General features: G+C 46.2%; 22 protein-coding genes and 1 riboswitch. Of the genes, 15 read left to right on the top strand and 7 right to left on the bottom strand.

Annotated elements, in window-relative coordinates:
• Positions 1 to 35 precede the first annotated feature (35 nt).
• The 9 genes from NCY57_RS05190 (at position 36) to NCY57_RS05150 (ending at position 11,530) form a co-directional block, all read left to right on the top strand.
• Positions 36 to 989, top strand: a complete 954-nt coding sequence (locus NCY57_RS05190; RefSeq protein ID WP_015526171.1) for a carbohydrate ABC transporter permease — start codon at positions 36 to 38, stop codon at positions 987 to 989.
• Positions 989 to 1,834 (top strand): carbohydrate ABC transporter permease, encoded by an 846-nt coding sequence (locus NCY57_RS05185; RefSeq protein WP_044961860.1) that lies wholly within the window; start codon positions 989 to 991, stop codon positions 1,832 to 1,834. Before NCY57_RS05190 ends, NCY57_RS05185 begins: the two co-directional genes overlap by 1 nt.
• 20 nt (positions 1,835 to 1,854) lie before the next feature.
• The gene (locus tag NCY57_RS05180) at positions 1,855 to 4,314 is read left to right on the top strand and encodes a glycoside hydrolase family 3 protein (RefSeq protein ID WP_250789532.1); all 2,460 of its coding nucleotides are present in this window, start codon (positions 1,855 to 1,857) and stop codon (positions 4,312 to 4,314) included.
• A 153-nt stretch (positions 4,315 to 4,467) separates the two neighbouring features.
• Positions 4,468 to 6,069 carry an ATP-binding protein gene (locus NCY57_RS05175; RefSeq protein ID WP_059086724.1) on the top strand — a complete coding sequence of 534 codons (1,602 nt, stop codon included), beginning with the start codon at positions 4,468 to 4,470 and terminating at the stop codon, positions 6,067 to 6,069.
• Positions 6,070 to 6,321: 252 nt separating this feature from the next.
• Complete coding sequence (locus NCY57_RS05170; protein ID WP_015526167.1) at positions 6,322 to 7,056, top strand: FadR/GntR family transcriptional regulator; 735 nt, start codon at positions 6,322 to 6,324, stop codon at positions 7,054 to 7,056.
• Positions 7,057 to 7,413: 357 nt separating this feature from the next.
• The gene (locus NCY57_RS05165) at positions 7,414 to 8,544 is read left to right on the top strand and encodes an Ldh family oxidoreductase (protein WP_059086975.1); all 1,131 of its coding nucleotides are present in this window, start codon (positions 7,414 to 7,416) and stop codon (positions 8,542 to 8,544) included.
• Between the two features lie 56 nt (positions 8,545 to 8,600).
• Positions 8,601 to 9,776 carry an NAD(P)-dependent malic enzyme gene (locus NCY57_RS05160; protein WP_015526165.1) on the top strand — a complete coding sequence of 392 codons (1,176 nt, stop codon included), beginning with the start codon at positions 8,601 to 8,603 and terminating at the stop codon, positions 9,774 to 9,776.
• A gap of 178 nt (positions 9,777 to 9,954) precedes the next feature.
• Positions 9,955 to 11,013 (top strand): histidinol-phosphate transaminase, encoded by a 1,059-nt coding sequence (hisC, locus tag NCY57_RS05155; protein WP_022426847.1) that lies wholly within the window; start codon positions 9,955 to 9,957, stop codon positions 11,011 to 11,013.
• A gap of 16 nt (positions 11,014 to 11,029) precedes the next feature.
• Complete coding sequence (locus NCY57_RS05150; RefSeq protein WP_059086725.1) at positions 11,030 to 11,530, top strand: COG2426 family protein; 501 nt, start codon at positions 11,030 to 11,032, stop codon at positions 11,528 to 11,530.
• Positions 11,531 to 11,702: 172 nt separating this feature from the next.
• Here the strand turns inward: NCY57_RS05150 and NCY57_RS05145 are convergent, their stop codons facing one another.
• Genes NCY57_RS05145 through NCY57_RS05115 form a run of 7 tightly spaced genes read right to left on the bottom strand, consistent with a single transcriptional unit; the run spans position 11,703 to position 16,542 of the window.
• Positions 11,703 to 12,764: a type IV pilus twitching motility protein PilT gene (locus NCY57_RS05145; RefSeq protein ID WP_250789531.1), complete on the bottom strand. Its 1,062-nt coding sequence runs from the start codon at positions 12,762 to 12,764 to the stop codon at positions 11,703 to 11,705.
• A gap of 4 nt (positions 12,765 to 12,768) precedes the next feature.
• Positions 12,769 to 13,254 carry a hypothetical protein gene (locus NCY57_RS05140; protein ID WP_059086727.1) on the bottom strand — a complete coding sequence of 162 codons (486 nt, stop codon included), beginning with the start codon at positions 13,252 to 13,254 and terminating at the stop codon, positions 12,769 to 12,771.
• On the bottom strand, positions 13,251 to 13,703 hold the full coding sequence (locus NCY57_RS05135) for a hypothetical protein (RefSeq protein WP_015526159.1): 453 nt from the start codon (positions 13,701 to 13,703) through the stop codon (positions 13,251 to 13,253). Before NCY57_RS05135 ends, NCY57_RS05140 begins: the two co-directional genes overlap by 4 nt.
• Positions 13,700 to 14,194: a DUF4860 domain-containing protein gene (locus NCY57_RS05130; RefSeq protein WP_022426851.1), complete on the bottom strand. Its 495-nt coding sequence runs from the start codon at positions 14,192 to 14,194 to the stop codon at positions 13,700 to 13,702. The genes NCY57_RS05135 and NCY57_RS05130 overlap by 4 nt, the downstream gene beginning before the upstream one ends.
• The gene (locus NCY57_RS05125) at positions 14,191 to 14,547 is read right to left on the bottom strand and encodes a hypothetical protein (protein ID WP_250789530.1); all 357 of its coding nucleotides are present in this window, start codon (positions 14,545 to 14,547) and stop codon (positions 14,191 to 14,193) included. Before NCY57_RS05125 ends, NCY57_RS05130 begins: the two co-directional genes overlap by 4 nt.
• A gap of 12 nt (positions 14,548 to 14,559) precedes the next feature.
• Complete coding sequence (locus NCY57_RS05120) at positions 14,560 to 15,603, bottom strand: type II secretion system F family protein (RefSeq protein WP_173739749.1); 1,044 nt, start codon at positions 15,601 to 15,603, stop codon at positions 14,560 to 14,562.
• Between the two features lie 21 nt (positions 15,604 to 15,624).
• Positions 15,625 to 16,542: a transglutaminase-like domain-containing protein gene (locus tag NCY57_RS05115; protein ID WP_059086730.1), complete on the bottom strand. Its 918-nt coding sequence runs from the start codon at positions 16,540 to 16,542 to the stop codon at positions 15,625 to 15,627.
• A 129-nt stretch (positions 16,543 to 16,671) separates the two neighbouring features.
• A riboswitch (cyclic di-GMP riboswitch) is annotated at positions 16,672 to 16,759 on the top strand.
• 160 nt (positions 16,760 to 16,919) lie between these two features.
• Here NCY57_RS05115 and NCY57_RS05110 point away from each other — a divergent pair.
• The 6 genes from NCY57_RS05110 (at position 16,920) to prfA (ending at position 23,029) form a co-directional block, all read left to right on the top strand.
• Positions 16,920 to 17,915 carry an anthrax toxin lethal factor-related metalloendopeptidase gene (locus tag NCY57_RS05110; RefSeq protein ID WP_235812401.1) on the top strand — a complete coding sequence of 332 codons (996 nt, stop codon included), beginning with the start codon at positions 16,920 to 16,922 and terminating at the stop codon, positions 17,913 to 17,915.
• Between the two features lie 250 nt (positions 17,916 to 18,165).
• On the top strand, positions 18,166 to 19,686 hold the full coding sequence (gene rho, locus NCY57_RS05105; protein ID WP_021652109.1) for a transcription termination factor Rho: 1,521 nt from the start codon (positions 18,166 to 18,168) through the stop codon (positions 19,684 to 19,686).
• A gap of 105 nt (positions 19,687 to 19,791) precedes the next feature.
• Positions 19,792 to 19,995, top strand: a complete 204-nt coding sequence (gene rpmE, locus NCY57_RS05100; protein WP_015526151.1) for a 50S ribosomal protein L31 — start codon at positions 19,792 to 19,794, stop codon at positions 19,993 to 19,995.
• 92 nt (positions 19,996 to 20,087) lie between these two features.
• Positions 20,088 to 21,086, top strand: coding sequence for a DUF1385 domain-containing protein (locus NCY57_RS05095; RefSeq protein WP_173739748.1), 999 nt, complete (start codon positions 20,088 to 20,090; stop codon positions 21,084 to 21,086).
• The gene (gene prmC, locus NCY57_RS05090) at positions 21,073 to 21,960 is read left to right on the top strand and encodes a peptide chain release factor N(5)-glutamine methyltransferase (RefSeq protein ID WP_022426857.1); all 888 of its coding nucleotides are present in this window, start codon (positions 21,073 to 21,075) and stop codon (positions 21,958 to 21,960) included. Before NCY57_RS05095 ends, prmC begins: the two co-directional genes overlap by 14 nt.
• Positions 21,953 to 23,029: a peptide chain release factor 1 gene (gene prfA / locus NCY57_RS05085; protein ID WP_015526148.1), complete on the top strand. Its 1,077-nt coding sequence runs from the start codon at positions 21,953 to 21,955 to the stop codon at positions 23,027 to 23,029. Before prmC ends, prfA begins: the two co-directional genes overlap by 8 nt.
• The last annotated feature ends 17 nt before the right edge of the window (positions 23,030 to 23,046 follow it).

Genomic DNA, 23,046 nt, shown 5'->3' with positions numbered 1-23,046 from the left:
TTGGATCCTGCAGCTTGCTGGAAAGGAAGAGCATTATGAAGAAAAAGAGCGTTAATTACGGAAAATGGGGATACATATTTATTCTTCCGTTTTTTGTGATCTATTTTATCTTTTCGCTGATTCCGCTGTTTGATACAGTGAGATACAGCTTTTTTGAATATTTCCGTTCTGGAATCAAGCAGATTGGTCCTAATTTTATAGGACTTGCCAATTATGTCAGTCTTCTGCATTCTGACATGCTGAAATACGGACTGAATACACTGATCCTTTGGGTGATCGGATTTGTTCCGCAGATCGTTATTGCACTGGTGCTTGCATGCTGGTTTACTGATGCCAGGCTGAAGCTTCATGGCAAGCAGTTTTTTAAGGTTGTAATTTATCTGCCGAATCTGATCATGGCATCAGCATTTGCACTTCTGTTTTTTACCATGTTTTCCACAAACGGACCTGTAAACTCCATTTTGTGTTCACTGGGCTGGATAAAGGAACCGATTGATTTTCTGGGCTCTGTTCTGGGAACAAGATCATTAGTAGGTTTCATGAATTTCCTGATGTGGTTCGGAAACACGACCATCATGCTGATGGCAGCAGTAATGGGAATCAGTATGGATATTTTTGAAGCATCGGATCTGGACGGATGCAACAGCATTCAGCGTTTCGTCTATATTACGCTTCCACTGATTCGTCCGATTCTTTCCTATACTCTGATCACTTCCATCATCGGTGGCCTTCAGATGTTTGATGTACCGCAGATCCTCACAAACGGACAGGGTAATCCGGACAGAACATCCATGACACTGATTATGTTCCTGAACAGCCATCTGAAGAGCAAGAATTATGGTATGGCCGGAGCATTGTCTGTATACCTGTTTATTATCAGTGCAATCCTCTGCTTCTTTGTATATCGTATGACTAACGACAATGATCCGGACGGATCTAAGAAAGCAGCGAAAAAGAGAGCAAGAGCAGAAAGGAGAAAAACAAAATGATGAAAGATAAGACAGCCAGCAGGATCAGAAGTATCGTGGCACATGTGGTACTTATTATTCTTTCCTTTATGTGTCTCTTTTTCTTTTATGTACTGATCGTGAATGCGTCTCATTCTCATGCAGAGCTTCAGAAGGGATTTTCTGCTCTTCCTGGAAAATATTTCTGGAAAAACCTGATGAATGTTGCAAATGACGGAAGCTTTCCGATGTTCAGGGGAATTCTTAACAGTATTATCGTGTCCGGATGCAGTGCAGTATTATGTACATATTTTTCCTCACTGACAGCATATGGTCTTTATGCCTATGATTTCAAGGCAAGGAATGTAGCGTTTACATTTATCATGGCGATCCTCGTCATGCCGACACAGGTAACTGCAATGGGCTTCCTTCGTCTGATCACAAAGATGGGATTATATGATTCCCTGCTTCCGTTGATCATTCCATCTGTTGCGTCACCGGCCGTATTCTATTTTATGTACAGCTATCTGCAGTCCTCACTGCCGATGTCACTGGTAGAAGCAGCCAGAATTGACGGCTCCGGAGAATTCCGTACTTTCAACAGTATTGTCCTGCCAATCATGAAGCCGGCAATCGCTGTACAGGCGATTTTTACATTTGTAGGCTCCTGGAACAATTATTTCGTTCCTGCTCTGGTTATCCAGTCTAAAAGCAAGATGACTGTTCCAATCCTGATTGCAACACTTCGTGGAGCAGATTATATGAATTTTGATATGGGTAAGATTTACATGATGATCACAGTTGCCATTGTGCCGATTATTATCGTATATCTTCTTCTTTCCAAGTTTATCATCGCAGGAGTGACACTTGGAGGCGTAAAAGAATAACAAAAGGTAGCAGGTAAGATATGACAGTTAAGAAATGGAAACACAGCGGAACAAAGAAACACAGCATGTCAGACCGTGAAATACGAAACGGTCTTCTTTCGGAAAAAGCAGCAGAGGAGGGTATTGTACTGCTGAAAAATGATAAAAAAATACTCCCTCTGAATATTTCCACGAAAATAGGTTTATACGGCGCCGGTGCGGGAAAGACAGTGAAAGGCGGAACAGGTTCCGGTGATGTGAATAACAGAAGTAACATTTCTATTTATCAGGGACTGAAAGAAAACGGTATTCAGATCGTAAGCGAGAAATGGCTGGCCAATTATGAGTCAATATACGCAGAAGCACGCCGGGCATGGAAAGAAAAAATACTGGAAGAAGCAAAGTTTGTGGAAAATCCTTTTGATGCTTATGCGGAAAATCCCTTTGCAATGCCGGAAGGCCGTGCAGTCACAGCAGAAGATACTGTCGATGCCCAGACAGCAATCTATGTGGTAAGCAGGATTTCCGGTGAGGGAAAGGATAGGCGCAGGGTCGAGGGAGATTATTATCTGAGCAGACGGGAGCGGGAGGATATCCGGTTCCTTGATGCACAGAAGATTCCTACAGTACTTATCCTGAATTCCGGCGGTCCGGTAGAACTGACAGATATTCTGGAAGAAACAGAAAATATCTGTGCTGTCCTGAATATTTCCCAGCTTGGACAAAGAGGCGGACTTGCCCTCGCCAATGTCCTTCTGGGAAAGGTAACTCCAGGCGGCAAGCTGACTGCAACATGGGCCAGAAGGTATGAGGATTATCCGTGTGCAGAGGAATACAGCTATCTTAATGGCAAGCTTGAAAGAGAAGAGTACAAGGAAGGAATTTATACAGGATATCGTTATTTTGATACTTTTGGTGTAAAACCGCTGTTTCCGTTTGGATATGGACTTTCTTACACAGAAATGCAGATACGCTTCCATGGGATGAAAACATCAGGGGATGGCGTTGAAGTTGAAGCAGAGGTAACGAATACAGGAGAAACTTTTTCGGGAAAAGAGGTCGTGCAGGTCTATGTGTCTCTTCCACAGGATGAATCAGGGAAGGAATACCGTCGGCTGGCTGGCTTTGCAAAAACAAAACTTCTGAAGCCGGGGGAAAAAGAACTGCTGAAAATCGGGATCGACAGAAAGACACTGGCATATTTTTCCGAAGAGCAGCATGCCTGGATTGCTGAAAAAGGTTATTATGCTGTCTGGGTCGGAAACAGCATTGCATCGCTTACGCTGGCTGCAATGCTTGAAGTGCCGGAGAGTGTGATCCTGGATAAAACGAATATCCTTGAGAATCAGACTGATATTACTGAAGAAGTTTATGACCGCCAGAATCTTTCTGCCAGAACTCTGAAATGGAAAGAGAAGGCAGAGAATGAGAAGATTGGAAGATATATCTATTATCCTGAACCAGAGAAGAGAACAGAATGCACCTGCCAACCGGAAAATAAGATTCCTGCAAAGGATCTGCTCCCGCTGTTTTATGGAAATATTGCTGGAATCTCCAGTAATCTGGGGGCGGCAGGAATCCGTGTTCCTGGTTCTGCCGGTGAGACCACGGCTGCTCTTTATGAGCAATATGGTGTTTCCCCACTGATCATGGCCGATGGGCCGGCAGGACTGAGACTTCAGCAGAATTATGAAGTAGACAGAGAAACAGACACAGTATATGGAATCGGTGTCCTTGGATCTCTGGAAAACGGATACCTGAGAACAGATGAGACTCACGAAAACGCAGACAGATATTATCAGTTCTGTACGGCATTTCCGGTTGGAACTGCACTGGCTCAGACCTGGGATACTGCCCTTGTGGAAAAAGTTGGAATAGCAGTGGCAGAAGAAATGGAAGAATTCCACATAGATCTCTGGCTAGCACCTGGTCTAAATATTCAGAGAAACCCTCTGTGCGGCAGAAATTTTGAGTATTATTCCGAAGATCCGCTGCTTTCCGGAATCATGGCAGCAGCCATGACAAAAGGAGTGCAGAGCAGACCTGGCTGCGGTGTTACCGTTAAGCATTTTGCCTGCAACAATCAGGAAGATAATCGTATGGGCGTAGATGCACAGGTATCAGAACGTGCCCTGAGGGAAATTTACCTGCGTGGTTTTGAGATTGCAGTTAAAGAAAGCAGACCGGTGGCAATCATGTCTTCCTATAATTTACTGAATGGTGTCCATGCTGCAAACAGTGTTGATCTCTGTACAGCCATTGCCCGAAAAGAATGGGGATTTGACGGTGTGATCATGTCAGACTGGAATACAACGGTTCCGGAAGATGGAAGTATTCCGTGGAAATGCGTGACAGCAGGAAATGATATTATCATGCCTGGTAATGCAGCCGACGCAGAAAATATCCGAAAAGCTTTTGAAGACGGAAAGCTTTCGGAAGAAGTTGTCAGAATGTGTGCGGGACGTATTCTGAACCTGATACACACACTGACAGCAGAATAAAAAAAATATATAGTAGTGAAAAACTTGCCTGAATTCAATTTTCGATTTATCATTGGATTCAGGCATATTTTTTGCAGATGTCGCGCAAGGCAACCCGTTTTAGGCGGAGGATCCTGCAGGCAGTTTTTTATATGCCGTGAAAAGGAGAATACCATGAATATAAAACGAGCAAAGCAGGAGATCAGAGATTCCATAGAAGCATATCTTTCAAAGGACGAATTCGGTGAGTACCGGATCCCGGCGATCCGACAGAGACCGATCCTTCTTATGGGCCCTCCGGGAATCGGAAAGACACAGATTATGGAACAGATAGCAAGGGAATGCGGGATTGCTCTTGTTTCCTATACCATTACCCACCACACCAGGCAGAGTGCTGTGGGACTTCCTTTTATTGTAAAAAAGAATTATGGTGAGGAAGAATTTTCTGTCACGGAATATACCATGAGTGAGATCATTTCGTCCGTTTACGACAAAATGGAAAAAACAGGTCTGAAAGAAGGCATCCTGTTCATTGATGAGATCAACTGCGTATCTGAAACACTAGCGCCGATGATGCTGCAGTTCCTTCAGGGAAAAACCTTCGGAAACCAGAAGGTGCCGGAAGGCTGGGTGATCGTCACAGCAGGCAACCCGCCAGAATATAACAAATCCGTCCGGGAATTCGATGTGGTCACTCTGGACCGTATCAAGAAGATCGATGTGGAGGCAGACTTTGATGTATGGAAGGAATACGCCTATCAGCAGGGAATTCATCCGGCGGTGATCTCCTATCTGGAGCTTCGCAGAAAAAATTTCTACAGGGTGGAGAATACCGTAGACGGAAAAATCTTTGCCACAGCCAGAGGCTGGGAGGATCTTTCCCGTCTGATCCAGGTTTATGAGATCCTTGGAAAAACCGTAGACCGTGAGGTGGTCAGTCAGTACATTCAGCACAGGATGATCGCGAAGGATTTTGCAGGCTATCTGGCTCTTTATTATAAGTACAGAACGGACTATAAAGTGGAGGACATCCTGAAAGGAAAGTGGGATCCCATTACTCTGGGTAAGATCCGCACAGCCTCTCTGGACGAGCATTTGAGCATTGTAAGCCTTCTCAACGGAAAGCTCAGCGAGCTTTTTACAGAATGCTATCTTACCGATGCCTACCTCACGAAACTGTATGATTATATGGTGTACTTCAGAGAAAATCAGGACAGCCTCACAGCAAAAAATCTCATGGAAAAAGCAGAGGCGGATCTTGAAAAGGACAAAAAGAGTGAGCTTCTTACAAAACAGCAGGAGCGTATACAGAAACGTGTTGTGTCATTTTTTGAAAATGCGTCCGGATTGAAATCAACCTCGGGATCAATTGGATCGGAATCAACCGGATCAGATAAAACCGGATCAGGTTCAGAGCTGGCAGGAGGCGGAAGTGCCGCAGCAGAATCGGAAGTTCCATCATCAAACCGGAACTATGAGTTTGTGAAAGCCCTCTTTGAATCCGAAACCGAAGCCTACGAAAATCGAACCGATGAAATATCTCTTACTCTTCAGAACGTCTTCGACTTCATGGAAGCTGCTTTTGGGGACAGCCAGGAAATGGTGGCATTTATCACAGAACTGAATGCCAACTATTATAGTCTCTGGTTCATTCGGGAGAACGGTTCTGACCAGTATTACAGGCATAATAAAGGTCTTCTTTTTGACGACCGCCAGAAAATGCTTCTGGGCCAGATGGAGGAAGTGGAAAACATTCTCAATAATGGAATAAAATAATATGTCTTACCAATTTATTATTTACTATTGATTAAATTGGGGAATTATCGTATAATATTTACTATAAAAGTCCGGAAAATAGAGAGGGCAAATAGTCAAAATGCACAGACTGGCTGAATGGCTGCAGAGCGATCAGCTGTTGCAGAACTGCATGATGACTGAGAATGGTAAATATCCACTTGTCTATATTCCGGGATTTTTATGTAAAGGAAGGCAACACAATAATAAAGGAAGGCGGCCGAAACGGACGACATGTTTACAAAGATTACAGAAGAACGAGCATTTGACGGAATATTAGCGCAGATCATAGAAAATATCCGGCGGGGAGAACTGAAGCCGGGGGACACTTTACCTGCGGAACGTGTTATGGCAGAATCACTGGGAGTTTCCAGACCTGCTGTCCGTGAAGTCCTGCGGGCACTGGAGCTGATGGGAATTGTCACAACGGTCCGCGGCGGGGCCAACTATATTACCGAGAATATGGATCAGTGGCTTTCTGCACCACTGGCCCTTCTTTTTCAGCTGAATAACAGCCATGTACAGCAGGTACAGGAACTTCGTTCTGCGCTGGAGCAGGAGGCTGCGCTTCTTGCAGCCGGGAATTGTACGGAGAAGGATGCATTAGATCTGCGTTCCATCCTGGCACAGCTGGAGAGCTCAGAGGACGAGAAAGCCCGTGCAGGTCTTGATAAGAAGCTTCATACGAAGATTGGCAGGATCGCAGGGAATCCTATGATCTACAATGTCCTGGATGCGGCAGCGCAGCTGACTGAGGAGATCATTTCCGGCACCCGAGCCTATATTATGCAGAAACATAATTCCGCTCTGGAGGTGGATGAGCAGCACAGAAGGCTGGTGGAAGCCATTATTTCCGGAGACCGGAACCAGGCGGAGAAGCTGATGCGCGAACATATGGAAACCATTGAGAAATATATACTGGAGATTGCGCAGCAGCAGGGGGAGAACAGCCTTGTATTTCATCGCTGATCCACCTGAAAAAATTAAATAAAATTTCAGTAAAAATCCCGTTAATCTGGTAAGACCACTATTGATTTTGGTAAGACCGCGTGCTATAATAGGGACTGTATTGGTAATACCAAAAAAGTTTGATATTATGGCAGCATCCTGAAGGCTTCATGACGAGACAGCATAAGATGAGACAGCGTAAGTTGGGACAGCATGAGACTAGACAGCGTAAGGTAAGATAGCATGAGGCAGGACAGCATAAGACGAGACAGCACAGGATGAAGGTTACTGTACCCCTGCAGTATCGTATAAAATATGCTTCAGGCCACAGCGTGGGCGGTAACCTGCCGGAAATATCAGGAGAAAGGACTTGCGATTATGGGATATGTAAAATGGAGTTATGACACACTGAACCATTTCTGCGGAGACGTTTTTAAAGCGTTTGGCTTTTCTGAGGAAGAAGGAAGCATCATTAAAGATGTTCTTCTGACTGCTGATCTGTATGGGATCGAGAGCCACGGAATGCAGAGAATGGTTCGTTACCATAAAGGAATCGAGAAGGGGACTATTCATCCCCAGGCGAAACCGGAAGTTGTTTTTGAGACACCGATTTCTGCTGTGATAGACGGACATAATGGAATGGGCCAGCTGATCAGCCATTTTGCCATGGAAAAGGCAATTGAGAAGGCAAAGACAACTGGTGTGGGAATCGTAAGTGTACGAAATTCCAACCATTTCGGTATTGCAGGATATTATGCGAACATGGCCTGCCATGAAGGCCTTCTTGGAATGGCATGTACCAACTCCGAGGCGATCATGGTACCGACTTTTGGAAGAAAGGCTATGTTGGGCTCCAACCCGATCGCAGTCGCTATGCCTGCAGACCCGTATCCGTTTTTCTTTGACTGTTCCACAACAGTTGTAACCAGAGGTAAACTGGAAATGTATAATAAGATGGGCAAGCCTCTTCCGAATGGCTGGGCACTTGACAAAAACGGTCATGCCAGCAATAATGCACCGGATGTACTTGCAAACATCGTAGCCAAGAAGGGCGGCGGAATCATGCCTCTTGGTGGAAACGAGGAAGTCAGCGGAAGCCATAAGGGATATGGCTATGGAATGCTCTGTGAGCTGTTCAGCTCTATTCTTTCCATGGGCGTTACCTCCGATAAATGCTGTACATTCCCGGATAAGACCGGTATCTGCCATGGATTTATGGCGATTAACCCGGCGGCATTCGGAGATCCGGATGCGATCCGCAAGCATTTTTCAGAATATCTTGAGGCACTTCGGGAGAGTCCGAAGGCAGACGGTCAGGACAGGATCTATACACACGGCGAGAAAGAGGTAGCTGCTGAAAAAGACAGAAAAGAGAATGGCATTCCGGTCAACGACAATACCATGGTAGAGCTTGCTGATCTCTGCAGTTATCTGAAGCTTGATTTTGGCTCTTATTTTGAAGGCTATGAGCTTCCGAAGGACAGTAAATTCTTCAATGGTAATTATTAATTCAGGTAATCCTTTTGAAATGAAATATATCATAATTATCCAAGGAGGAAAAGAAAATGGATTATGCAAAAGAGTCATTAAGACTGCACGGAGATTGGAAAGGTAAGATCGAGGTTGTTACAAGAGTGCCGGTTGAGAATAAAGACGACCTTTCTCTTGCATATACACCAGGTGTAGCTCAGCCTTGCCTTGAGATCCAGAAAGATATCAATAAATCCTACGAGCTTACAAGAAGATGGAATATGTGTCTTGTTGTAACAGACGGTTCCGCAGTTCTTGGTCTTGGTGACATCGGACCGGAAGCCGGTATGCCTGTAATGGAAGGTAAATGTGTACTGTTCAAGGCATTCGGCGATGTAGATGCATTCCCGCTTTGCATTAAGAGCCATGATGTAGACGAGATCGTAAATACTATTTACATGATCTCCGGATCCTTCGGTGGTGTTAACCTTGAGGATATCTCCGCTCCGAGATGCTTTGAGATCGAGAAAAAACTGAAAGAGAAATGTGATATTCCGATCTTCCACGATGATCAGCACGGAACTGCAGTTATCACACTTGCAGGTCTGACAAACGCTCTGAAGGTTGTCGGAAAGAAGAAAGAGGATGTTCGTATCGTTATGAACGGTGCAGGTGCAGCTGCTATCTCTATCTGCAGACTTCTTCTGAAAGCAGGCTTCAAGGATGTTACACTCTGCGATAGAAAGGGTGCCATCTATGAGGGACGTACAGAAGGAATGAACCCGGTTAAGGAAGAGATGAGCAAGCTCACAAACCTTCAGAAGAAACAGGGATCTCTTGCAGAGATGCTGGTTGGCGCGGATGTATTTATCGGTGTTTCCGCTCCTGGAGCAGTTACAACAGAGATGGTTAAGACCATGAACAAAGATGCCATCATCTTCGCATGCGCAAACCCGACACCGGAGATCTTCCCGGATGACGCAAAAGCAGGCGGAGCAAAGGTTATCTCCACAGGAAGAAGTGACTTCCCGAACCAGATCAACAACGTTCTTGCATTCCCTGGAATCTTCCGTGGTGCATTTGATGTAAGAGCAAGTGATATCAACGATGAGATGAAGATCGCAGCTTCCAAGGCTCTTGCAGATCTGATCACAGATGAGGAGCTTTCTCCGGAGTATATCATTCCGAAGGCATTCGACAAGAGAGTCGGACCGGCTGTCGCAAAAGCAGTAGCAGAGGCAGCAAAAGCAACAGGCGTAGCACGTATCTGATCTTAAGCGCCTGATACGAACCAAAACAGCCCTTCATTAAGAAGAATATATCAGACACCCGTACTCTGTAACCCGGTACGGGTGTCTTTTTGTTTCCCAGCAGGTGGTATTACCCTTTGACAAATGTCCTCGCAGTGAGTACAATAGCAAAAGAATATGATAGGAGGTTAAGCACAGCATGAAACCATGGGAAGCTAATATACGAAAAGTAGTGCCGTATACTCCTGGCGAGCAGCCAAATGAGAGCGGCATGATCAAACTGAATACAAACGAGAATCCATATTCACCGGCTCCGGGTGTGGAGAAGGCGCTGAAGGCCCTTGATGCCGATACCCTGAGACTTTATCCGGATCCGACAGCAGGAGACCTGGTACACAGTATTGCCGCGTTCTACGGCCTGAAGGACGAGCAGGTATTTACAGGCGTTGGTTCCGATGACGTACTGGCTATGTGTTTTCTCACATTTTTTAATTCAGAGAAACCGATCCTGTTCCCGGACATCACTTATTCTTTCTATGATGTATGGGCAGATCTTTTAAGGATCCCATATGAGCGCCCGGCATTAGATGAGGAGTTCCATATCCGTAAGGAAGATTATTTCCGTGAAAACGGCGGAATCGTATTCCCTAATCCCAATGCACCGACCGGCGTGGAAATGCCTCTTTCTGAGATCGAGGAGATCGTGGCAAAGAATCCGGAGAGTATCGTGATTGTAGATGAGGCGTACGTGGATTTCGGAGCAGCATCCGCACTGCCGCTGATCGAAAAATATGATAATCTGCTTGTTGTGCAGACCTTCTCCAAGTCCAGATCCCTGGCAGGAATGCGTATCGGATATGCCTTCGGAAATCCGGAGCTGATCAAATATCTCAATGATGTGAAATATTCCTTTAACTCCTATACCATGGATCGTACTACCATCGCGGCTGGTGTGGCATCTATGGAGGATAAGGCATATTTTGAGGAATGCTGCCATAAGATCATTACAACAAGAGAGTGGACAAAGGCAGAGCTCAGGAAGCTTGGATTTTCCTTCCAGGATTCCAGATCCAACTTTATCTTTGCCACACATGAGAGCTGTCCGGCCAAAGAGCTTTTCGCAGCACTGAGGGAGAAACATATCTATGTAAGATATTTCCCGAAGGACAGGATCGACAATCATCTCCGTATCACCATCGGTACCGATGAGGAGATGAAAAAGCTGGTAGAATTCCTGACGGAATATCTGCAGAAATAACAGTTAAGGAGGTACTATGGAAGTACTGGTACAATGGTTTTCACACCACCTTGCACAGTTTATCTCTCCCGAGGGAGCTGTGTTCATCATTTCTATGATCCCGATACTGGAGCTTCGCGGCGGCCTTCTGGCAGCTTCTTTGCTGAAGATATCGGCTGCGAAGGCACTGCCGATCTGTATCGTGGGAAATATTATTCCGATTCCGTTTATCCTGCTTTTTATCCGGCAGATCTTTAAATGGATGAAAAAAACAAAGACGTTCAGAGGTCTGATCACAAAGCTGGAAAACAGAGCTATGGGAAAGAGTGACCAGATCAAGAGATATGAATTTCTGGGACTTTTGCTGTTTGTGGGAATCCCTCTTCCGGGCACAGGAGCCTGGACAGGTGCACTGATCGCCTCTCTTCTTGAGGTGGATATCAAAAAATCCTCCATTGCGATCCTGTGCGGACTTTTTATGGCAAGTGCCATTATGTATATTGTTTCTTATGGAATTGTAGGAAATGTAGTGCATTGATCGATCGCAGAGAAGGAATGTCTTTTTGATCGAGATCGGATTGAAAATAAAGAAATCCCTTACCGGATCTGTAAAATAATATGTGTTCTGTATTCCGGAAACATATCAGAGATCGGTAAGGGATTTCTTTATGTGTTTTTACATATCAGGCAGAGGTATACCGAGAAGATCCTTACATAAATCTGCGCTTCAGCATGTCCGCGTTTAAAGCGTATTTCAGAGCTGTATCCCTGGTGATACGGCCTTTTTTATATAATTCCAGAAGGCTCTGGTCCATAGAACGCATCTGCTCCTGACCGGATGTGGAGATCACGCCTTCGATTTGGTGTACTTTATTGTCGCGGATCATATTGCGGATGGCAGGAGTCAGGCGCATGATCTCGAAAACAGGAATGTTGCGTCCGTCCACATCCGGGATCAGCTGCTGGGAGATCACAGCCTGAAGGACCATGGAAAGCTGGAGGGCGATCTGATGCTGCTGGGATGGCTCAAACACGTCCATGATGCGTTCGATGGTGTTGGCTGCTCCCAGAGTATGCAGGCTGGAAAGGACAAGATGACCGGTTTCCGCAGCGGTCATGGCAGTCTGGATGGTTTCATGATCACGCATCTCTCCAAGAAGGATTACATCCGGGCTCTGGCGTAGTGTGGCACGAAGAGAAGTCAGATAGCTTTCGGTGTCGGTACAGATCTCGCGCTGGCTGACGATACAGCGATCATGGCGGTGGAGATATTCCAGAGGATCCTCCAGAGTGATGATGTGGCCTTCCCGGGTATGGTTGATCCGGTCGATCAGGCAGGCCATAGTGGTGGTTTTACCGCTTCCGGCAGAACCGGTAACAAGGACCATGCCACGGGTATAGTCGGAGATATTCATCACATCCTCCGGAATGGAAAGCTCTGCAGGATCCGGCAGCCGGAAGGCGATCACGCGGATCACGGCAGCCAGGGAACCACGCTGCTTGTAGGCATTGACACGAAATCTGGAAACACCGGGAATGGAAAAAGAAAAGTCATCATCACCGGTTTCCATAAGACGGGATATATCGCGGTTTTCCGCAAGGCCGTAAATGGTGCGGAGTAAATTTTCTGTCTGATCAGGCATCAGCCTGTCACCACGGTCCAAAAGATGACCGTCGATCTTTTCTGCCAGGGGGCGGCCTGCGATGATAAAGATATCAGAGACACGCCGGTTGGCAGCTTCTGCTAAAAATTCAGGAATAGGGGTATCCATAGGTTTATTCTCCTTTAAATACATTCTGGTGGTTGTCAGGTTGCCAGAATCCGGTAAGCTCTGTGTTCCATTGCAGGATCTGATAAGCGGAAGAGCTTTTTTTCTGCGGATAAAAAATCTCAAGCACTACAGAAAGCTGTTGTGTCTCGGAAATTCCAACGGAAAAGGAAAGGGTGTGGCTGTGGGAATCCCAGCTGAGATCGTTCCTTGTGTCCGCAAGCGTTTGTATCATGGAAAAATATCTGGTCTCATCGGAAGCTTTTTCCCTGTATTGCTCCAGATCATCACGGATTTCTGAAACGGTTTCTGTGGCGCTTGCGCAGCCGGTGTAATAATTTTCGGTCTGTTTCATAGAATGTCTGGCTGTGTTAAGACTGGATCTGGAGCTTCCAAGAGTAAGCAGAGCAAGTACACAGAGACACAGCACAGAGAAGATAAGAAACAGGGAAGGAATGCCGACAGTTACAAAAAACGTATGCTTCTGTTTCAATGTACAGCCTCCCTTCTGTAGTCATCAACAGGAAAACGCAGGGTGATCCGGTAAAGCTCACTGCAGTTGGAAAGCTGCCGGAAAGAAAGCTCGCCGGATTTTTCTGAAGAAGAAATATCTGTTTCCAGGATCATTTCACAGGCGGCTTCTCCAGAAGAGCAGCTCTGCCAGTTACGGTCATAATACCAGATCAGGTTGGTGTTCTTTTTGATACCCCCCGGAAGCAGGGAGAGGAACTGTTCATCGGTTCCGTCAGTGCCTTCCAGTATCTCGCCCACGGAGGTTGTGAGAGCCTGGATCTGGTTCCACTGTTCTGCCTGGAGCCGGTTTTTCCGTGCTGCCGCGAAGATCTGGATGCAGGCAGCTGAGGAAAGTGACAGAAACAAAAGGGCAAGGATCATTTCCATCAGAAAAAGGCTGGTACCGGAATTATGTCTTGATTCTTTCATGATGCCTCCTTTTTGCCAGTGCGATGAAGCAGGAATTCCGAGCAGACTCCCGTGGTACTTTCCAGGGAAAAGTGGTAAAAACCATTTTCCATTTCCGAAAACCGGAAATCGGAAAGCTGTGAGATGACGGTTCCTGCATCGGAACTGGCCTGAGAGCCTTTTGCAGTGAAAAGCTCCATCAGACTGTCATTCTTCAGGTAAATATACGTGATATATTCTTTTCCTTTGATATCATCCCGGAAACAAAGGGCAGGAATATCATCCAGGGAACCGGAAAAGATCTCATCGCCGCGGTCGTGCTGCCGGAATTTGGTAGTCAGATAAGTTGCTGCGGTCCCAAGCTCGGAATCGGAGTCAGTCTGTTTCACAGTCTGCTGGTAAATCCGGGCGGAAAATAGCAGCATCAGTATAAGGAACAGAACAAAAACACCAAAAAGAAGAAGCGAAAAAAGAGAAGAAACGGAATGTCCGGTGTTCTTCCGGTGATTCATGAGGCATTCCCTCCTTTCGTACTGCCGGACAGAGCGATCACGCTGATAGACGGCAGGAGATTGGAACCGTTAGGAACATACTCTACTACGAATTTGGTTTTGTCATAAGTAATATGATAATCCAAGAGAAGCTGGGACAGGCTTTTGGGATATGTGCCTGTGAGGGCATAGGTGCGGATGGCACCGTTTTTCAGTGCCTGTTCCAGAGCATCCTGTTCTTTGTGTACGGCCTGATCGGAGGTGCTGCTGACACCTGCCACAAACAAGGTGCAGGATAAAACCAGAAGCAGCGCCGGAAAGAGAAGAAAAAATGCTCTGAGAAATTTTGTTCTGCGGCTTTCGAAAAGTTCCATGCGGTCACCACCTTACATTGCAAAATCTGAGAGGATCCCCAGAAGCGGCATCATGACGGATAAAAGGACCAGCCCCACAAGAAGAGACAGCAGGATCACGATGGTAGGCTCCACAATGGAGACTGCCTGTGAGATCAGATCTATGGATCTTTCGGTGTACTGCCGGGAAAGCCTGCGGAAGGTTTCGTCACTGGAACCGGAATAGAAGGATATCGTGATGAGACGGCCTTCCATGCCGCCGAACAGACCGGATTCTGTAAGAGCCTTGGAAAAAGTTTCTCCGCTATCCAGGATAGAGGAAGCCTTCCGGAGTCTTTCGAGTATCACCGGCTGTGAGATCAGATCCTTTGTAAGCTCCAGGCTGGTTTCCGGGGAAAGTCCGCTCCGAAGCCCCAGGGAAAGGCCCTGGGCCAGACGACTGTAATCCATGGCAACCGGGATCTCACGGAAAAACGGGAGATGGATGGCCATTTTTCGCAGCAGGCTGTGACCTTTTTCCGTAAGACTGAAAAACAGGATGCAGCCAATGAGGGCTGCGGCGAGGATCAGAAAAACAGAGGAATACCGGCTGATCACGTTGCCTGCATTCAGAAGTCCCCGGGAAACCCCGTTCATTTCCATTCCCATCTGGTTAAATACCTGTTGAAATACCGGCAGGACTTTTATCAGAAGGACCAGGATCACAACAGCCATCATGCCAAGCATGAGCAGCGGGTAAGTGACTGCAGACCGTATCTGTCCTGAGATTTCTTCATCCTGTTCATAGTGGGAACTGAGACTTTCCATGATCTCATCCAGGCAGCCGGTTTCCTCACCGGTCCGGACATAGGCGGTCATGGATGTGGGAAAGATCCCGGATTCGTCAAGAGCCCGGGAAAGAGAACCGTTTTCTTCCACGGAACGGATCAGGGGTGTGAGGATCTGCCGGTCTACATCGGTCTTGCTTTCGTCACAGAGGATGTGAAGTCCTTCCGCTGTGGATATGCCGGAATGCAGAAGCATTCCCATCTGCCCGCAGAAACTGGATAATTCCCGGGCTGTCAGTTTGTTTTTCATAATAAGGTCTCCTTTAGTTGGTCAGCGCGTGAACTGTACCGTATAATTGCTTTCATCACCGATATATTCCTGGATCGCTTCATCACCATCACTGTTGGCGTCAAAGGTGGGATCCATCAGCTTCCAGGTGTCGCCGTCAAAAGATACTGCCTTTGTCACCCAGCCTCTGCCACGGATATAAACATCGATCCATGCATGCTTTACATCACCGGAATAGCCGATCTGAAGCTTGCAGGGAATGTCCTGGCTGCGGAGCATTGCAGTAGTCAGTGCAGCGTAATCAAAACAGATCCCCGTGCCGGTGCTTAACGTATCATCTACATCAGGAAGATAACCGGCTTCGACAGAATCAGCTTTGTCATAATCGTAGGAAATATGACTGGTAACATATGTATAGAAGGTTTTCAGGATGTCGATATCGGTCATGTCTTCTTTGACAAGAGAGGCTGCCAGTTTGCAGGCTTCACTTTTGGAAGAAAAGTCCACGTACTGGTTTGGATATAGAAACGGAAGAAATTCATTCTGAAGCTTTATTGTGAGCGTTTCCGTGTAAAGGGCGGCATACTGGTTTCCATCAACCTGCTGATAGCAGGTGATGAGATACTCACCGGAGCCTTCGGAAAAAGGAAGTACCGTCTGTTCATCAGGTTCCAGAAAATAGGAATAGACCACACCGGAGGGAGCAGTAAGCTGAATGTTCATGCGGGAATCATCGGAATCGGATTCTGCAGTCAGATATCCCTGATCCTGATTGGAAATATCCAGGATCAGAGGGGAACTGCCCAGTGTTTTTTTGCCGGGGGCCTCCGGGGTGAGGACTCTGGCCGGAGAATATACCGGAGGTTCTTCATCGGAGGAAGGAGAATTTCCACAGCCTGCCAGCAGGATTCCGAAAAGCAGCCATACAAAAAAGAGACGGACTGGTAAAAATTTTGACATTGTTTCCGTTCTCCTGTTATATCATGCTTTCTTTTTGAACAGTATAGCAGATTCCGTGAAAAAAAGACAGGAGCAGGGCTCAAAATGCAGTGGAAAATGTTGACATTTCAGGGAAAAAAACATATACTCTATATATAAAGGCAAACCTGTTGAAAGACAGGGACGCAAAGCCATGGGTCTGAGGTCCGAAGGATGACTATGACAGCCGGTTGCCGCATTAAATTCCGATTTAATGACGTATTCAGATAACATCTATGAACAAGAATCTGTGTGTTAATGCGGCCGTTTATTTCGTTAGAATAAGCGGCTTTTTTGATGCCTAAAATCCGGTTTAGGTTGGAAACTGAAACGTCGGCTTTCAGAAAGGTGTGAATGATATGAAAAGAACAGATATCCGTAAAATTTTTACAGGCAGGAAAAAAGCTTTAGCAGGATGCCTTGCAGCTGTTATTGTACTGGCAGGTGGCTTTAATGTCTGGCAGTCGTCACAGGTTCCGGAATTTCCGGATTTTACAGATCCGGTAGTGGAGACTACCATCACAGAGGACGACACTCCACTTGCTTCAAAACCGAAGGTGACTACCAAAACGACTTCAAATACCAAGACAACCAGAAAAAAAGTTAGGCTGAAAAAAGCGGCGACCAAGACTTATACCAAGAAGCTTCCGACTACCAATAAGAAGAGTACGACCACAAAGAAAACAAACAGAAATACAACCGTAAAAACATTAAAGACAGTTAAGACTGCAACAACACAGAAATACACAAAGAAATCAAAAACAGCCGTTCAGACACGGAAAGTAACTACAACCATTCAGACGACCACAACAGTCATGGCGGCTTCAGCTACTGCCGGCAAAGCGAATGCAGCTTCCACAAAAAAAGTAGAAAGCATCAACATGGACAGCAAATATTCAGTAAGCAATATTGCTTCCATTGCACCGAAGATGGACAGCAGGGTGCTCAAAGCCTACAAGAAGCTTGGATTTACTGTAACGATCGATCCGTCTGTTAACTACGGAGGCTGCTTTAACGCACATTCAAGAAGCATCATCCTTCGTTTTGAGAATGAGACAATCTACCATGAACTGGGACATTTCCTTGCTTTTGTTGCGGGAAACGTAGACAGAACAAGTGATTTTGCCGCAGTTTATAACAGCGAAAAATCCAAATTTACAGGTATCAACAGAAGCTATGCAACGCAGAACAGTTCAGAATATTTTGCAGAATCAGTGCTTGAGTATGTAACAAGTCCGTCAACACTTAAGAGACAGAGACCAAAAACGTATGCAGCGATCGTGGCGGCTCTGAATAAAATTACTGATGAACGTATCCAGAGGGTCATGGATATATACGGACCGTTCTGGAGCTAAAAAAGAAGCATACAGGAACGTTGGATCTGTCCGGGAAGAGATCTCCCGGGCAGATTTTTTCTTTTTTGTGAGAAAAGTATAAAAAAAATGTCGATAAATATTTCTTGCAATAGACTCTATAAGGTGTGTATAATGAAACATAAGCTGAAAACACGCTTTCATTCAAAAAAAGTGCAGCCATGTCAGGTTGTATCTGATTCCATAAACAACAAATATATAATTTATCAGATTTAAGAATAGAGGATTTAATATGAGAGAAAAGTATGAATCATTATCTCTGGCGGTGCTGAAGGATCTGGCAAAGGCGAGAGGGATGAAGGGAATTTCTACTCTGAGAAAACCGGCACTGATTGAGCGGATGCTGGAGGAGGACGCCAAAGAGTCCGACAGAGGAAATCCCGAAGAAGTACACAAAAGTACACCGGCAGAAAATACTGTAAAAGAAAAAAGCTATGATTCGGAAAAAACAGAATATCGTACCCGTCCGGCAGGGGAAGGACTTCAGGAGCAGCGGAAGGAATATCGTAGTGATAAGAATGAGCAGGAACACAGAAGCACAAATATCCGCAGAGAGTACAACCGTGAATATAACCGGGAAGCTACAAGGGAGAACGGGAATGTTCCGTCAGAATCCACCCAGCTGGACAGTGGTGAAAAGGCTAACGGGATCCTGGAGGTCCTTCCGGATGGATATGGCTTTATCCGATGTGAGAATTATATGCCGGGTGAGAACGACATTTATGTTTCTCCTTCCCAGATCCGCCGCTTTAATTTAAAGACAGGTGATATCATCCAGGGAAATATCCGCATCAAGACCCAGGGAGAGAAGTTCAGTGCCCTTCTCTACGTATCTTCCATTAACGGTTTCCATCCGAGTGAGGGACAGAGACGGTATAATTTTGAAGATATGACACCGATCTTTCCGAATGAGAGACTTGTCATGGAGCGTGCAGGCGGTACAACGGCCATGCGTATCGTGGATCTGATCAGTCCTATCGGAAAGGGCCAGCGAGGAATGATCGTATCTCCGCCAAAGGCAGGTAAGACAACCCTTCTGAAAGACGTTGCCAAGTCTATCCTCAGGAATAACAGAGATATGCATCTGATCATTCTTCTGATCGATGAGCGTCCTGAGGAGGTTACCGATATCAGAGAGGCGATCCAGGGACCGAATGTGGAAGTGATCTATTCTACATTTGATGAACTTCCGGAACATCATAAGAGAGTTTCCGAGATGGTTGTGGAGCGTGCGCGCCGTCTTGTAGAGCATAAACAGGATGTGATTATTCTTCTGGATTCGATCACACGACTTGCCAGAGCCTATAATCTGATCATCCCGCCAAGCGGAAGAACCTTATCCGGTGGTCTTGACCCGGCGGCTCTCCATATGCCCAAAAGATTTTTTGGCGCAGCCCGTAATATGCGCGAGGGCGGAAGCCTGACGATTCTGGCAACCGCACTTGTGGATACTGGAAGCAAGATGGACGATGTTATTTATGAGGAGTTCAAGGGAACCGGTAATATGGAGCTTGTCCTGGATCGTAAATTACAGGAGAAACGGGTATTCCCGGCCATTGATATCCAGAAATCCGGAACCAGAAGAGAGGATCTGCTTCTCAGCAAGGATGAACAGGAAGCGGTTTATATTATGCGAAAAGCTCTTAACGGAATGAAAGCGGATGAGGCAGTAGAACAGATCCTGAATACCTTTGCCAGAACCAGGAACAATGCAGAACTGGTACAGACTGTAAAGAAACAGAAATTTTTATAAAGTCCTTGCATTTTACGGAAAGCTATGTTATACTTAGCAAGCTGTTTAAAATGGAATTCGTCAATTGAATACGAATAATATTAAATATATAGAGAGGTGAAAATCATGAGAGAAGGAATCCATCCGAACTACTATCAGGCAACTGTAACCTGCAACTGCGGAAACACTTTCGTAACAGGTTCTACTAAAGAGGACATCCATGTTGAGATCTGTTCCAAATGCCATCCGTTCTACACAGGACAGCAGAAGGCTACACAGGCTCGTGGACGTATCGATAAGTTCAACAAGAAATACGGCCTGAATAAGTAATTATTGCGAATACAGGAAATGAGAAGGTTGAGGTTGGGAAATCTCAACCTTTCTTTAACTGAAAAATTTTTAATTTGCACAGGAGAGAATGAATGAGATCATCGAATATCGGCGGACAGGCGGTCATGGAAGGCATCATGATGCGCCACAAGGACAAATATTCTATCGCAGTGCGCCGCCCGGACCAGGAGATCGAGCTGAAGGTAGAGGATTATAAATGTATCTTCGGAAATCACGCATTTCTGAAGAAACCGATCATCCGTGGTGTGGTAAGCTTTGTGGATTCTCTTGTGGTAGGCACGAAATGCCTGATGTATTCTGCGGAGATCGCAGGAGACGAGGAAGATGAGGAAACAGTCAGGAAGAATGAGCAGCTTACAGAAGAAGAGCGTTCTGCAAAGAAAGCCAAAGAGGATAAGCAGTTCAAGTGGCTTCTTTACATTACGGTAGCTATCTCCATGGTGGTTTCTGTGGCTGCTTTTATGTTTCTTCCGTATGTACTGGCCAGTCTGATCCGAGAGGTAGGTGCTTCGGAATTTCTGGTCACCATAGTGGAAGCCTTTGTGAAGCTGGCATTGTTTATAGGATATATGTTCCTGATCTCCAGAATGAAGGATATCCAGAGGACATTTATGTATCACGGTGCGGAGCACAAATGTATCAACTGTGTGGAGCATGGTCTGCCTCTGACGGTAGAGAATGTGTTAAAGAGCTCCAGGCTTCATAAGCGCTGTGGAACAAGCTTTCTGTTTCTGGTCATGCTGGTAAGTATTGTGCTGCATTTTGTGTTTGTGGCGGTGCCGTTTTACTGGGTGAGACTGCTGGGAAGACTTCTCATGGTGCCGGTAGTTGCGGGGATTTCCTTTGAGATCATCCAGTGGGCAGGAAGAACAGACAGTAAATTTGCGAACATTATGAGTAAACCAGGTCTTGCCATGCAGAAATTCACAACAAAGGAGCCTACAGCAGATATGGCAGAGGTAGCCATCAAAGCAGTTGAGGCTGTTTTTGACTGGCGCGCCTATCTGAAAGAGGAATTTGACCTGGACATCCCATATGAGACAGAGGAGACAGAAAATGCAGACTCTTGAGTCCCTTCTGAAAAAAGGTACAACAATACTGAAAGATAACGGATTGGAAGAAGCCGGGCTGGATGCCTGGCTCCTTCTGGAATTTAAGACCGGAAAGAATCGGGCATATTATTTTGCGCATGGAGATGAACCGGTGTCTGATGAGACCGCAGCAGAGTATCTTACGCTGATCGACAGGCGGGCAGGACATATTCCTGTACAGCAGCTGACTCATCAGGCTTTTTTTATGGGCTATGAGTTTTATGTAAACGAAAACGTGCTGATCCCGAGACAGGATACGGAGACTCTGGTGGAAGAGGCATTGAAACACCTTGGGGATGTGGAAAAACCGGAGATCCTGGATATGTGTACCGGCTCCGGCTGCATCCTGCTCAGCCTTCTTCTGGAACGGCAGGATGCTTGTGGGACCGGTGTGGATGTTTCGCCGGAAGCACTGGAAGTGGCAAAAAAGAATGCAGGTATTCTAAAGGTGGAGAACCGGGCGGATTTTGTGGAAAGCGATCTGTTCTCAGCACCGTATTTTTGTGAAAAAGGTGGAAAAGATAGTGGGAAATATGATATCCTTATTTCAAACCCGCCTTATATCGCAACAGAAGAAATTGAAACACTGATGGAAGAAGTCCGCCTTCATGATCCGAGGAAGGCCCTTGACGGAATGGAAGACGGGCTCTATTTTTACAGAAAGATCACAGCAGAGGCCGGAAGGTACCTGAAACCAGGCGGATGGCTTCTGTATGAGATCGGCTGCACCCAGGGGGAGGCGGTCAGTACAATGATGAAAGCAGCCGGTTTTACCGGGGTTCAGATCGTAAAGGATCTGCCGGGTCTTGACCGTGTGGTGCTTGGACAGAAACAGGAGGAAATACATGTTTGATAAACTGGATGATCTGCTGGTACGTTTTGAAGAGCTTCTCAATGAGCTGGGAGAACCGGGAGTAACCGACGATCCGGCACATTTTCAGAAGCTGATGAAGGAGCAGAGCGACCTGCAGCCAATCGTTGACGCATATAAAGAATATAAGAAAAATAAGGAAACCATCGAGGACAGTCTTTCCATGCTGGAGAGCGAGAAGGACGAAGAGATGCGTGAAATGCTGAAGGAAGAGCTTTCCGATGCAAAAAAGAGAGTGGAGGAGCTGGAGCATGAGCTGAAGATCCTTCTTCTTCCGAAGGACCCTAACGACAGCAAGAACGTTATCGTTGAGATCCGTGGAGGTGCAGGCGGTGATGAGGCAGCACTTTTTGCAGCAGAGATTTATCGTATGTATGTGAAATACGCGGAGTCCCGCCGCTGGAAAACCGAGATGCTCAGCCTCAATGAGAACGGCATCGGCGGCTTTAAGGAGGTTACCTTCATGATCAAGGGTGAGGGTGCATATTCCAGACTGAAATACGAAAGCGGTGTTCACCGTGTACAGCGAGTACCGGAGACAGAGTCCGGCGGAAGAATCCATACATCTACCTGTACGGTAGCAATCATGCCGGAGGCAGAAGAAATTGATTTCCATCTGGATCTCAATGAGTGTAAATTCGATGTGTTCCGTGCATCCGGAAACGGTGGTCAGTGTGTCAACACCACAGACTCCGCAGTACGTCTTACTCATATCCCTACAGGAATCGTGATTTCCTGCCAGGATGAGAAGTCTCAGCTTAAGAATAAGGATAAAGCACTTCGTGTGCTCCGTTCCCGTCTGTATGAGATGGAGCTTGCAAAACAGCATGACGCTGAGGCAGAGGCGAGGAGAAGCCAGATCGGTACAGGTGACCGCTCCGAGAAGATCCGTACCTACAACTTCCCTCAGGGACGTGTAACAGACCACAGGATCAAGCTTACCCTTCATCGTCTTGAGAATATCCTTAACGGAGATCTGGATGAGATCATTGACAGTCTGATCGCAGCAGACCAGGCAGTAAAGCTGACAAAGCTGAATGAACAGGAGTAAGCGCTGATTACAGCTAC

This window comes from Blautia sp. MB18-30, assembly GCF_023669475.1.
Classification (GTDB): domain Bacteria; phylum Bacillota; class Clostridia; order Lachnospirales; family Lachnospiraceae; genus Blautia_A; species Blautia_A fusiformis.
The sequence above is the reverse complement of the archived record's forward strand: the minus strand, read 5'-3'. Positions and strand labels throughout refer to the sequence as shown.

Bases quoted from the DNA above. Each gene is read 5' to 3' on its own strand.
- hisC (WP_022426847.1), top strand. From the start codon at position 9,955: ATGAAACCATGGGAAGCTAATATACGAAAAGTAGTGCCGTATACTCCT.
- NCY57_RS05180 (WP_250789532.1), top strand. From the start codon at position 1,855: ATGACAGTTAAGAAATGGAAACACAGCGGAACAAAGAAACACAGCATG.
- NCY57_RS05160 (WP_015526165.1), top strand. From the start codon at position 8,601: ATGGATTATGCAAAAGAGTCATTAAGACTGCACGGAGATTGGAAAGGT.
- NCY57_RS05120 (WP_173739749.1), bottom strand. From the start codon at position 15,603: ATGAAAAACAAACTGACAGCCCGGGAATTATCCAGTTTCTGCGGGCAG.
- NCY57_RS05110 (WP_235812401.1), top strand. From the start codon at position 16,920: ATGAAAAGAACAGATATCCGTAAAATTTTTACAGGCAGGAAAAAAGCT.
- NCY57_RS05165 (WP_059086975.1), top strand. From the start codon at position 7,414: ATGGGATATGTAAAATGGAGTTATGACACACTGAACCATTTCTGCGGA.
- rpmE (WP_015526151.1), top strand. From the start codon at position 19,792: ATGAGAGAAGGAATCCATCCGAACTACTATCAGGCAACTGTAACCTGC.
- NCY57_RS05115 (WP_059086730.1), bottom strand. From the start codon at position 16,542: ATGTCAAAATTTTTACCAGTCCGTCTCTTTTTTGTATGGCTGCTTTTC.
- NCY57_RS05145 (WP_250789531.1), bottom strand. From the start codon at position 12,764: ATGGATACCCCTATTCCTGAATTTTTAGCAGAAGCTGCCAACCGGCGT.
- rho (WP_021652109.1), top strand. From the start codon at position 18,166: ATGAGAGAAAAGTATGAATCATTATCTCTGGCGGTGCTGAAGGATCTG.
- prfA (WP_015526148.1), top strand. From the start codon at position 21,953: ATGTTTGATAAACTGGATGATCTGCTGGTACGTTTTGAAGAGCTTCTC.
- NCY57_RS05125 (WP_250789530.1), bottom strand. From the start codon at position 14,547: ATGGAACTTTTCGAAAGCCGCAGAACAAAATTTCTCAGAGCATTTTTT.
- NCY57_RS05170 (WP_015526167.1), top strand. From the start codon at position 6,322: ATGTTTACAAAGATTACAGAAGAACGAGCATTTGACGGAATATTAGCG.
- prmC (WP_022426857.1), top strand. From the start codon at position 21,073: ATGCAGACTCTTGAGTCCCTTCTGAAAAAAGGTACAACAATACTGAAA.
- NCY57_RS05190 (WP_015526171.1), top strand. From the start codon at position 36: ATGAAGAAAAAGAGCGTTAATTACGGAAAATGGGGATACATATTTATT.
- NCY57_RS05175 (WP_059086724.1), top strand. From the start codon at position 4,468: ATGAATATAAAACGAGCAAAGCAGGAGATCAGAGATTCCATAGAAGCA.
- NCY57_RS05150 (WP_059086725.1), top strand. From the start codon at position 11,030: ATGGAAGTACTGGTACAATGGTTTTCACACCACCTTGCACAGTTTATC.
- NCY57_RS05130 (WP_022426851.1), bottom strand. From the start codon at position 14,194: ATGAATCACCGGAAGAACACCGGACATTCCGTTTCTTCTCTTTTTTCG.
- NCY57_RS05095 (WP_173739748.1), top strand. From the start codon at position 20,088: ATGAGATCATCGAATATCGGCGGACAGGCGGTCATGGAAGGCATCATG.
- NCY57_RS05185 (WP_044961860.1), top strand. From the start codon at position 989: ATGAAAGATAAGACAGCCAGCAGGATCAGAAGTATCGTGGCACATGTG.
- NCY57_RS05135 (WP_015526159.1), bottom strand. From the start codon at position 13,703: ATGAAAGAATCAAGACATAATTCCGGTACCAGCCTTTTTCTGATGGAA.